This is a genomic window from Nocardia sp. NPDC056000 (genome assembly GCF_042269265.1).
GTDB lineage: Bacteria > Actinomycetota > Actinomycetes > Mycobacteriales > Mycobacteriaceae > Nocardia.
On the sequence record NZ_JBHJXS010000023.1, the window covers coordinates 90,727 to 101,224 of the forward strand.

The 10,498-nt window shown below is 66.3% G+C and carries 11 protein-coding genes; 7 read left to right on the forward strand and 4 right to left on the reverse strand.

The window, feature by feature from the left end; translation table 11 throughout:
* Positions 1 to 30 precede the first annotated feature (30 nt).
* Positions 31 to 501, forward strand: coding sequence for a DUF1707 domain-containing protein (locus ACFC4D_RS44895; protein WP_375961594.1), 471 nt, complete (start codon positions 31 to 33; stop codon positions 499 to 501).
* A gap of 8 nt (positions 502 to 509) precedes the next feature.
* On the opposite strand, the gene ACFC4D_RS44900 is transcribed toward ACFC4D_RS44895, so the two are convergent.
* Positions 510 to 2,738, reverse strand: coding sequence for a serine/threonine-protein kinase (locus ACFC4D_RS44900; protein WP_376072900.1), 2,229 nt, complete (start codon positions 2,736 to 2,738; stop codon positions 510 to 512).
* Between the two features lie 186 nt (positions 2,739 to 2,924).
* Here ACFC4D_RS44900 and ACFC4D_RS44905 point away from each other — a divergent pair, with 186 nt between their 5' ends.
* Positions 2,925 to 3,431, forward strand: a complete 507-nt coding sequence (locus ACFC4D_RS44905; protein WP_364636902.1) for a nitroreductase family deazaflavin-dependent oxidoreductase — start codon at positions 2,925 to 2,927, stop codon at positions 3,429 to 3,431.
* Positions 3,432 to 3,435: 4 nt separating this feature from the next.
* Positions 3,436 to 3,924, forward strand: a complete 489-nt coding sequence (gene rraA / locus ACFC4D_RS44910; RefSeq protein ID WP_364636900.1) for a ribonuclease E activity regulator RraA — start codon at positions 3,436 to 3,438, stop codon at positions 3,922 to 3,924.
* Between the two features lie 99 nt (positions 3,925 to 4,023).
* Here rraA and ACFC4D_RS44915 read toward each other — a convergent pair whose 3' ends face one another.
* Entirely contained in the window at positions 4,024 to 4,245 is a 222-nt protein-coding gene (locus tag ACFC4D_RS44915; protein WP_364636898.1) for an RNA-binding S4 domain-containing protein, read from the reverse strand.
* Between the two features lie 130 nt (positions 4,246 to 4,375).
* On the opposite strand from ACFC4D_RS44915, the gene lysX reads away from it, so the two are divergent.
* From lysX to ACFC4D_RS44935, 4 genes are all read left to right on the forward strand, one after another.
* Positions 4,376 to 7,705 (forward strand): bifunctional lysylphosphatidylglycerol synthetase/lysine--tRNA ligase LysX, encoded by a 3,330-nt coding sequence (gene lysX / locus ACFC4D_RS44920; protein ID WP_376072903.1) that lies wholly within the window; start codon positions 4,376 to 4,378, stop codon positions 7,703 to 7,705.
* A gap of 144 nt (positions 7,706 to 7,849) precedes the next feature.
* A complete protein-coding gene (locus ACFC4D_RS44925; RefSeq protein ID WP_364636896.1) occupies positions 7,850 to 8,074 on the forward strand; it encodes a hypothetical protein in 225 nt (74 codons plus the stop codon).
* A gap of 52 nt (positions 8,075 to 8,126) precedes the next feature.
* Positions 8,127 to 8,744, forward strand: coding sequence for a histidine phosphatase family protein (locus ACFC4D_RS44930; RefSeq protein WP_375961582.1), 618 nt, complete (start codon positions 8,127 to 8,129; stop codon positions 8,742 to 8,744).
* Positions 8,745 to 8,862: 118 nt separating this feature from the next.
* Positions 8,863 to 9,177 carry a hypothetical protein gene (locus ACFC4D_RS44935; protein ID WP_375961580.1) on the forward strand — a complete coding sequence of 105 codons (315 nt, stop codon included), beginning with the start codon at positions 8,863 to 8,865 and terminating at the stop codon, positions 9,175 to 9,177.
* 76 nt (positions 9,178 to 9,253) lie between these two features.
* On the opposite strand, the gene ACFC4D_RS44940 is transcribed toward ACFC4D_RS44935, so the two are convergent.
* Together ACFC4D_RS44940 and ACFC4D_RS44945 are read right to left on the reverse strand one after the other, a co-directional pair.
* Complete coding sequence (locus ACFC4D_RS44940) at positions 9,254 to 10,099, reverse strand: cutinase family protein (RefSeq protein ID WP_364637952.1); 846 nt, start codon at positions 10,097 to 10,099, stop codon at positions 9,254 to 9,256.
* 50 nt (positions 10,100 to 10,149) lie between these two features.
* On the reverse strand, positions 10,150 to 10,498 hold a 349-nt coding region (locus ACFC4D_RS44945; RefSeq protein ID WP_376072907.1), incomplete at its 5' end, for a hypothetical protein.

Consider the following 10,498-nt stretch of genomic DNA (forward strand, 5'->3'; position numbering starts at 1 on the left):
CTATACCGCTTCGGGTTCACGGAGAACCACATGCAACCGTATTGGAATCCCGCACAACTGCGAGCCGGCGATGCCGACCGGGAACGCGTGATCGAGGGCCTGAATCAGTGTTTCAGCGACGGCCGGATCACCGCCGATGAACTCTCCGAGCGAATAGGGCAGACCTTCAACGCCCGCACCTTCGCCGACCTCGATATGGTGCTCACGGGGTTGCCCGTGGTGCGGCCCAGGCCGCCGATGCCGGGTATGTCGGTGATTCCGGGCAATGCCCCGATGTACTACCGCCAGCATCGGCAACAGCAGTGGAATGGCATGGGGCTCACCGCGTTCATGCTCGGCCTCTTCGGATTCGTCTGCGGTATCACCGCCATCCCGGCGGTCGCACTGGGCGCGGCCGCGATCGCCATCGACCCCAAACGCCAGGACAAGGGCTTCGCCATCGCCGGAGTCGCCGCGGGCGGATTCTGGCTACTGCTGTTCGCACTGCTCATGCTGAACTGACGAGCGGCTCAACGGAAATCCGAATGCGAGGACACCGCGCGCTCGAACGCCCGCAAATCCGCCTCCAATTGCCGGAAAAGCCAATAGTCGCCGAGGAATCCGAGCACACCGGCCAGGCACAGCCATTTGATCGGGCCGATCGCCAGGGACACCTCGTGCGGGGTCAGGAACAGCAGACTGGTGACCACGCCGATCAGCGGAATCGCCACGGCCACCGCCAGATAACGGGTGCAGCGGCGACCCAGTGCGCGCAGCGCGTCCTGATCACCGGCCATCTCACCGTGCGTCAGCAAACGCGGATAGAAACAGCGCACCACGAAGAACGTCACCAGGAAGAACGGGTACGCGACGGCCACCGCACCCGAAACCAGCAGGGTCGCGGTCAGATTCACCAGCTGACCCGTCGACAGATCGGTATAGACCAGTAGCGAAATCGCCGCCACGATCGCCGACACCACCCACCACAGGAATGCCAGCAACGCCACCCGATCACCATTGACCAGGGTGTCCCGGCGCGCACGAGCCAGAATCTCCGGGTCATAGCTGCGGCCCCGGCGCAGACCGCGCCACACGATGAACGCGCGACGGCACAGGTAATTGGTGACGATGATCGCGGCGGGCGTGGTGAACAACGCCAAACCCGCACCCACCGTTTGCAGATGCTGCCGCTCGGTCTCGGTGAACCAGATATCCCACAGCGGGCCGTTGTGCAGATTCGCGTACGCCATACCGAGGAAATCGCCCAGGAAGCTCGCGGCCGTCACCAACAGCAGCAGCGACCACGGTCCGACCCTGGCGCGCAGGCTGTTTCGCGGCGGATCCACCAGATCGCGGGCGCGGTGATCCAGGCACAGATCCAGCTGCTGGGCCAGCGCCGCGCCGTTCACCCAGCGGTCGTCACGATGCGGGGCAAGACATTTCAGCAGTACCCGGCGCAGGGTTGGCGGGCAGTCGGCCGGAAGCTGTTCCAGGTATTGCGGATCGATCTCGCGCTGCCGCAGGCGCAGCATGCGTTCCAGCGAGGATTCCGAATCGCCCGCGCGGGTCTCGTCATCGAAGGGGCGATGACCGGTGAGCAGCTCCCACAGCACCACGCCGAGCGCGAAGATATCGGAGCGGCCGTCCAAATCCTCTGCGGTATCCGGCAATTGCGGATGGCAGGCGGCCAGCTGCTCCGGCGACATGTACGCCAGCGAACCGCCGAAATACGCGAGCGGGCTCGTCCCCGCCACGTGCAGGCTGAAACTGATATTGAAATCCGCGAGCTTGGGAATGCCGTCCGCGGTGAGCAATACATTGGCGGGCTTGATATCCCGGTGCAGCACACCGTTGTCCGCCGAATAGTCGAGGGCGCGGGCCAGTCTGCTGCCCAGCCACGCCACTGTCTCCGGCCAGGTGTGCGCGGCGATGGCCGTGCGGGTCGCCGATTCGCTCGGCACCAATCCGCCCTTGTCGCGCATGGCCGTATCGACCGCTTCCAGCAGCAGCCCGCCATCGCGCTCCGCCTCGGGGCGGGTGCGCACCAGGCTCAGCACCTTCGACAGCGTGCCGCCGGGCAGGTACTGCATGTACATGAGTTTGAGTTCGCGCTCATCCATCAGACGCTGATCGAAAACCCGCACGATGTTCTCGTGATCCAGCTGGGCCAGGGTCTCGGATTCGGTGCCGTGATTCTGCGACACCTTCACCGCGACCAGGCGCTGCATGGAACGCTGCCGGGCCAGGAAGACCCTCGCGAACGCGCCCGCGCCCAATTCGACCAGCAGATCGAAATCGTCGACGCGGTCACCGACCTCGATGCCCTCCAGGGCGGCGCGGGCGCGCGGGCTGGCGATCAGGGTGCTGCGATAGTCGCGTTCACCCCAGGCGACCTCGGTGAGCGCGGCCTCGGTCGGATAGCCGCTCTCGTCGATACCGCGACCGGAACGGCGCAGCGCGTGGAATTCCTCGTAGGCCAGATCGGGGGGCAGCGGACCGGAGCGGAGTTCGTCGTATTCCAGGCGATATTCGGCCAGGCGCTTCGGGAAGTCGTAGCGGATCCAGCGGTACTCCAGATCCACCTTGATCAACTCGATCAGGCACAGGCGGCGGAATTGGGTTGCCTGCGGCAGGAATTCGGACAGTTCCGGCGGCTGACCCGCCTGCTCCCAGGCCGCGGCGAAGCGTGCCGCGACCGCCGTGAGCAGCGAGCGGGTCTCGCCGACAGCGTCCGAGTCGATCGCAGACTCCAACCTCATGCCCTCCGCGTACACCATGGCAACCGGTCCTCCTCCGGGAGTGCCACTGCCTTCAGTATGCGCCCGCAAGTCGGTACCGGCGTACCGAATTACCTGCGCGGACACGGTCGCGGAGGCCGTCACGACGAGCCGGGAACCGTCGCGACGGGCGGACAGCACACCGTCGCGGGCACTAATGTTCCGGACATGAGTGAGCAGTTTCCGGACCGTATCTGGGGTTCGCGCACCAATCTTCTTTCCCGCGTTGCCAGTCCGTTCGCCGCGACCAAGCTCGGGTCACTGGTGATACGCAAGCTCACGCCGCTGGATCGGCGGATACTCGAGCGCACCGGCGGCAAATACACCGTGCTCGGGCCGATCGGCGCGCCCGTCATCCTGCTCACCACCATCGGGCGCAAATCCGGGCAGCCGCGCACCACCCCGCTGCTGTACGTGCACGACGGGGACACGCTGTACGTGATCGGCAGCAATTTCGGACAGGAACACCATCCGGCCTGGACCGGGAACCTGCTGGTCAATCCGGACGGCGAAGTCACCATCGCGGGACAGCGGATTCCGGTGCGCGCCAGCCTCATCGAGGACGAGGCGCGCAAGGGCGAGATCTTCACGCGATTCGAGGAGACCACCCAGGCGTACACCGCCTACAAGAACCGCACCGCGCGTGATTTGCGTATTTTCGCCCTGACAAGATAAGCGGGTGACCGAATCAGCAAACATCGTGGCGACCGCCGACCTAGCCGATGAGATCGGCCCCGAGATCCGCAGCTGCGACACCCAGTTCATTCAATTCGGCGGCCGCGAAGCCTTCGCCGGCCGCATCGTGACCATCCGCTGCTTCCAGGACAACCTGCTGGTCAAGCAGACCCTCGGCGAGCCGGGCAACGGCCGGGTGCTGGTCGTCGACGGCGGCGCGAGCATTCACACCGCCCTGGTCGGCGACATCATCGCGGGCCGCGGCGTCGACAACGGCTGGTCCGGCGTGATCGTCAACGGCGCGGTGCGCGATTCGGCGATCCTGCGGACGCTGGACATCGGCGTCAAGGCGCTGGGCACCAACCCGCGCAAGAGCACCCAGACCGGATCGGGCGAGAAGGATGTGCCGGTCGAGTTCGGCGGCATCACTTTCACCCCGGGCGACATGCTCTACAGCGACCACGACGGCGTCGTCGTCCGTTCCGAGGACTGAGACAGTCTCGAGAGACTCTGGGGAGACTCTCAGCGACCCTGTTCGCCACCCGACGCGCCAGTCGCTCCGGGGCGGATGGGGTCGCTCTGTATCAGCGGGTCAGTAGTTGGCGACGCGGGCTTTGTGGCCCGCGATGGTGACCACGTCTCCCGCTTGTAATTGGCGGCCGCGGCGTAGCTCTACCTCGTCATTCACCCGGACGAGGCCGCCCGCGATGACGTTCTTGGCTTCCGAACCGGAATCGATGAGGTTCGCCAGCTTCAGGAATTGGCCGAGTCGAATGACTTCGTCCTCGATCGGCACATCGACTGGATCCGACATGGCTACATCCTCACCCGCGGGTTCCCCGAGACCAAATATCGGGCCCGCAACCCGTCGGTAAGGCACCCGCAACAAGACACGAACCGGGTTCCGAGTGCGCGGGAGCGACGCCAACATACACACTGGTGCGGTGACTTCGACGCAGGACCGGCAGCACCGGGAACTCGAACACAGACCCGACGCGCGGTCGCCCGAAGTGCCGCATCGCGGACACGGGCGTCTCCGGGAAGTCCCGCACGTTGCGGGGCTGGTCCTGGGCGTCTTCGCGGTCCTGTGTGCCATGTGGAGTATTTCGCCCGGTCTGCGCTATCTGACCTCCGGTTTGCGGCACTACGTCGACACCTATTACTTCGACGCGCCCGACACCTCCCTCGTCTGGGCGCTGGTGGTCGGCCTGCTCGCCGGCGCGACCGCCAGCCGCAAGCGCATCGCCTGGTGGTTACTGTTCGGCTATATGGCGGCGTACGCGCTCGCCAACGCCCTGGACTTCGGCACCGAGGGCGATGTGAACGCGCTCGTCGCGCTGATCGTGCACCTCGGTGTGATGGGCGTGCTGCTCGCGGCGTGGAGCGAGTTCTACACGCGGGTGCGCGGCGGCACCATCCTGCGCTCGTTCGGCGTGCTGTTCGGCGGCCTGGCGCTCGGCTGCGTGGTCGGCTGGGGTCTGGTGGAACTCTTCCCCGGCAGCCTGCCCTCGGACGAGCAGCGGCCGCTCTGGGCCATCTCGAGGGTCACCGGAGCGATCCTGGTCAGCAACGAGGACTTCGACGGGCATCCGCCGCATCTGGTGAACCTGCTGCTCGGCCTCTTCGGCGCGATCGCGTTGCTGGCCGCGGTGATGGTGCTGTTCCGTTCGCAGCGCGCCACCAACGCGCTCACCGGTCTCGACGAATCCGCGCTGCGCGGGCTCATCGAACGCTCGGATGTGGAGGATTCGCTCGGCTACTTCGCGACCCGCCGCGATAAGGCCGTCGTCTTCGCGCCCAGCGGTAAGGCCGCGGTCACCTATCGCGTGGAACTCGGCGTCTGCCTGGCCTCGGGCGATCCCATCGGATTGAAGGAGGCGTGGCCGCACGCCATCGACGCCTGGCTGAAACTGGCCGACCAATACGGCTGGGCCCCCGCGGTAATGGGTGCCAGCGAGATCGGCGCGACCGCCTACAAGCGCGCCGGACTCTCCGCGCTGCGCCTGGGCGACGAGGCGATTCTGGAGACCCGCACCTTCTCGCTCGCGGGCCCGGAGATGAAACAGGTCCGCCAGGCCGTGAACCGGCTTGCCAAGCAGGGCATCACCGTTCGCGTGCGCAGGCACAAGGAAGTCGAACCGGAGGAGATGCGCGAGGTCATGCACCGCGCCGAACTCTGGCGCGATACCGAGACCGAACGCGGCTTCTCCATGGCCCTGGACCGGCTCGGCGATCCCCTGGACGGCGACTGTCTGCTGGTCGAGGCCATCGATGCGAACGAGCGCGTGCTCGGCATGCTGTCCCTGGTGCCGTGGGGCCGCACCGGCGTCTCACTCGATCTGATGCGCCGCGATCGCCAAAGCCCCAATGGCGTCATGGAATTGATGATCTCCAAACTGGCGCTCACCTCCGACCAGTACGGCATCACCCGAATCTCGTTGAACTTCGCGGTCTTCCGCGCGGTCTTCGAGGAGGGCAGCCGCATCGGCGCGGGACCCGTACTGCGACTGTGGCGTTCGGTGCTGATGTTCTTCTCGCGCTGGTATCAGCTGGAGGCGCTGTACCGCTCCAATGTGAAATATCAGCCGGACTGGGTGCCGCGCTTCTCCATGTTCGAGGAACGCCGCCAGTTGCCGCGGGTGGCCATCGCCAGTGCGCTCGCCGAGGGCTTCCTGCCGCGAATCGGCAAGGAACAGAACGCTTCCGCGCACACCGGTCTGCGCTCCTCGGTGCCGGACACCATGACCGGACTGCACGCCGACGGCAGCATGCCCGATCTGCCGCCGGAGGATCTCGCCGAATCCGGACCGCGCCGCCCCGAACAGGTGCGGGTGCGCATGGACAAACTGCGCAAACTCAATGACTCCGGCGTCGACGCCTATCCGGTCGCCTATCCCCCGACCCACACCGTCGCCGCCGCGCGCCGCTCCCCGCAGGGCACCACGGTGCGAGTCTGCGGACGGCTCCTGCGGATTCGCGATTACGGCGGCGTCAGCTTCGCACTGCTGCGCGACTGGTCCGGGGAGATCCAGCTGGTCATCGACCGCGGCCGGGTGGGCGCGGAACGCAGCGCCGACTTCGACACCTACTTCGATCTCGGCGATCTCATCGAGGTCAGCGGTCAGATCGGGCGCAGCCGCAGCGGTGAGCTATCCCTGCTCGCCGCCGACTGGCGCATGATCGGAAAATGCCTGCACCCGCTACCCGACAAGTGGAAGGGCCTGGCCGATCCCGAGGCGCGCGTGCGGCAGCGCTACGTCGACATGGCCATCAACACCGATATCCGCGAGGTGATGGCCAAGCGCAGCGCCGTGGTGCGGTCGCTGCGAGACACCTTGCACGGCTGGGGATTCCTGGAAGTCGAGACCCCGGTGCTGCAGCAGGTACATGGCGGCGCGAACGCCACCCCGTTCACCACGCACATCAATGCCTACGATCTCGACCTGTACCTGCGCATCGCACCCGAGCTCTACCTGAAGCGGCTCTGCGTCGGCGGTATGGAGAAGGTGTTCGAACTCGGCCGCGTCTTCCGCAACGAAGGCGTCGACTACAGCCACAATCCCGAGTTCACCATTCTGGAAGCCTATGAGGCGCACAGCGATTACGAGCGCATGATGCACGCCTGCCGCCAGCTCATCCAGGAGGCCGCCCTCGCCGCCAACGGCAAGATGGTGGCCATGCGGCCCGGACCGGACGGCACACTCACCGAGGTGGACATCTCCGGCGACTGGCCGGTCAAGACCGTGCACGGCGCGGTATCGGAGAAACTCGGCGAGACCATCAGTCCCGAGACCGATGCCGAACGCCTGCGTCTGCTCTGCGATAAAGCCGGTATCACTTGGCAATTGGGCTGGGACGCCGGGCAGATCGTGCTGGAGATGTACGAGCACCTGGTCGAGGCGAGCACCGAGGAACCCACGTTCTACATCGATTTCCCGACCTCGGTCTCCCCGCTGACGCGTGCGCACCGGCATATCGCCGGGGTCACCGAACGCTGGGACCTGGTCGCGTGGGGCGTCGAATTGGGCACCGCCTACAGCGAATTGACCGATCCGGTGGAGCAGCGCAAACGCCTCACCGAACAGTCCATGCTGGCCGCGGGCGGCGATCCGGAGGCGATGGAACTCGACGAGGACTTCCTGCAGGCCCTCGAGCACGCCATGCCGCCCACCGGTGGCCTCGGCGTCGGCGTGGACCGCGTGGTCATGCTGATCACCGGGCGCAGTATTCGCGAAACCCTGCCCTTCCCGCTTGTGAAACCCCGTACGGGGTAACCCGTTTCGAAGAGTCTCGGCGATCTTGTGAACGTTTCGATGTTCACAGCCGATTCACAGTGGACTCCCAGAACCGGGACTGCCCGTTAACCTTGTGAGCAGTCCCGGGGAGGGGACTACCGAATAGATGAGATGGGGTTTCACATGCACTACCTGGACTTGATGACCCAGGCCAACCTGCTGGACCACCAGGTATGGACCAATCCGGACACCTGGACCTCCACCATGGAGTACGCCGCCAAGAAGAAGTCGTCCAAGAAGGGCGGCAGCTTCTGGATCTTCGGCGCGGTCTGCTGCATCGGCATCGTGGTGCTGATTCTCGGCATCGTCTACCTGATGCAGAACAAGAAGAAGAACCAGGGACAGTAGGCCCTCCCCGCCCCGAACGGAACGCGTCGGCGGCGTGCGGCAGAGTGGGGATGTGCAGTTGATCCTCGTCCGCCACGCCCAGCCGCGACGCGTCCAGGGGCTCACCGGCCCGGCGGACCCCGATCTCACCGAGATCGGGGTCGAGCAGGCGGCCCGGGTACCCGGCGCGCTAGCCCACCATCGCATTGCCCGCGTGGTCAGCAGTCCGCAATTGCGGGCCCGCGACACCGCCCGGCCCACCGCCGAGAAGCTGGGCCTGGACACCGAAATCATCGACGGCCTCGCCGAATACGATCGCGAGTTGCCCGCCTACATTCCGATCGAGGACGCGCAGCAGGAATTCCGCGCCGTCTACGACCGCATCAAGGCCGGATACCTGCCCGAGCAAATCGACGGCGACGCCTTCCGCGGCCGAGTCCTCGGCAGTGCGGCGGCCATCGCCGCTGCCGCCGAGCATGACGACACCGTGGTCGCCTTCGCGCACGGCGGCGTCATCAATGTGCTGCTCCAGGACGTGCTCGGACTGGAACGACCGCTCACCTTCCCGATCGACTACTGCTCGATCACCCGAATCCTGTACTCCCGCACCGGCCGCCGCACGGTCGCCACGGTGAACGAGAACGGGCACGTCTTCGACCTGTTGCCGAGGAATCGCCAGCCGCGCGAGTGAGCCGCCCGGGGGCCTCGCAGTCGATTCCCAGAGTCGTCGGACCACGCTCCCAGGCCCGGCCACTTGTATGGGGACCACGAGCCGCAAGCGCGGCCCGGCCCCCGCGAAAGGATCCACCGTGACCGCCTCCTCGTCACCCCGCAAGTCCCGCCGCCGCATGGCGCTGCGCATCGCCGCCGCCGGTGTCCTGGCCGCCGTACCGCTGGCCCTGGTCGCCCTGCCCGCCACCGCCGCCACCCCCGACACCCCGACCGCCGTGCAGGTCGATCAGAACTGGCCCGGCCAGAACAACGACGGCGATCGCGATCACCACCATCGCGGCAATCGCGGCGACCACCCCGGTGACCGCGACTGGAACCAGGGCGGCCAGCCGGGCGACAACACCCCGCCGCCCGCGCCCTGGCAGCCGCCCGCCACCGGCTCCGCCGGATAACCTTGGGAGACAACGAAAAGGCCGCTCCCAGGAATGGTGGGAGCGGCCTTTTCGTATTCGGTTGTGAGCGAACGACTTACGCCGCGTTGGCGAGCCAGTTGTGCATCCAGCTCAATGCGGTCTGACCGCCGCCGACGCCGTAACTGCCATAGCTGGTGTGCCGTCCGGTGCGGAAGAACTGCTCGAACTGCTGGGCGCGCTGCTCGTTCGCACCCTCGCTGAGCTGCGACTGCAGGGTGGGGATACCGCCCTGTGCCATCAGATCGTTGATGATCGCGCCGACCTCGAGCTGGTACCGCCACAGGTTGGCCGGGTTCGGGTCGGAGGTCTGCGCCAGGAATCCGGCGAACCGGCTGACGAAGTCGCTCTCCTCGGTGGAGCAGTACAGATCGCCGACCGCGCAGACCGTGCGCACGCGATCGGAGATGAAGCCGAAGCCGCCCATGCGCGGACCGCCCGCACCCGCACCGGGCGCGATCGGGCCGACCTGCACATCGGTGATGGAACGGCGCGGATCGGAGATGAGCGCCACGGCCGCAATGCGATCCGGCGGCACCACGCCGAGTCCGGAGCCGATCTCCGCGGCCAGATCGCCCGCGGCGTCCGCGCCCTGGCTGTAGCCGGTGATGGAGATCTTGGTGCCCGGGCAGCGCGCCCCCATGGCCTGCACCAGGCCGCGCGCGTTATCGGTGGCTTCCTTCTTGGAGGCGCCGTAGACGTCACCCTCCCAGGGGAAGGCGGTGGCCGCGTAGGTCACGTAGTCCACCTCGCCGGGTAGCCCGTTGGTAACCTGCGACAGCATTCCGGGGCCGGGGGTCTTGTCGTGACCGGTCTCCCAGGTGCCGGGGATGGCCACCGTGTACATGACCGGGCATCCGGGGTCCGCCGTAACGGGACCACTGCCCAGCACGATTCCAGTTATGAGCACGCTCGCCGCTGCCCCCGCAGCCGCGACTATTCTTTTCAACCGCACTACTGCTCCAGTTCACGCCTGCCCGGGATAACTTCTCCATCCCGATTCCCGATCATGGTGTCGTCGCCGGATGACAATCCGGTGCACTCAGGGTTAACCGAAGTAACCGCCCCGTATGAGATGCGCAAACCAGACCGCAAGACAGAGATCAGCGACACAACGCCGATAACAATAAAGGTGACCTTGTCCGCGCGCCACGCGACCAGGACAAGTTGTCCGATTTCGACCCCTATTCGGCACGTCAGGTCAGGGTGCCGCGGCCTGTGCGGTGGCCGGAAAACCCTGTACGAGACATCGCGCATACGAAAGCGGCCGCGGATCCGAAGATCCGCGGCCGCTTCGCATATC

What these genes read in the sequence shown, in the direction of transcription:
- ACFC4D_RS44900 (WP_376072900.1), bottom strand. Translation starts at nt 2,738, where the DNA reads ATGAGGTTGGAGTCTGCGATCGACTCGGACGCTGTCGGCGAGACCCGC.
- ACFC4D_RS44895 (WP_375961594.1), top strand. Translation starts at nt 31, where the DNA reads ATGCAACCGTATTGGAATCCCGCACAACTGCGAGCCGGCGATGCCGAC.
- ACFC4D_RS44905 (WP_364636902.1), top strand. Translation starts at nt 2,925, where the DNA reads ATGAGTGAGCAGTTTCCGGACCGTATCTGGGGTTCGCGCACCAATCTT.
- ACFC4D_RS44915 (WP_364636898.1), bottom strand. Translation starts at nt 4,245, where the DNA reads ATGTCGGATCCAGTCGATGTGCCGATCGAGGACGAAGTCATTCGACTC.
- ACFC4D_RS44925 (WP_364636896.1), top strand. Translation starts at nt 7,850, where the DNA reads ATGCACTACCTGGACTTGATGACCCAGGCCAACCTGCTGGACCACCAG.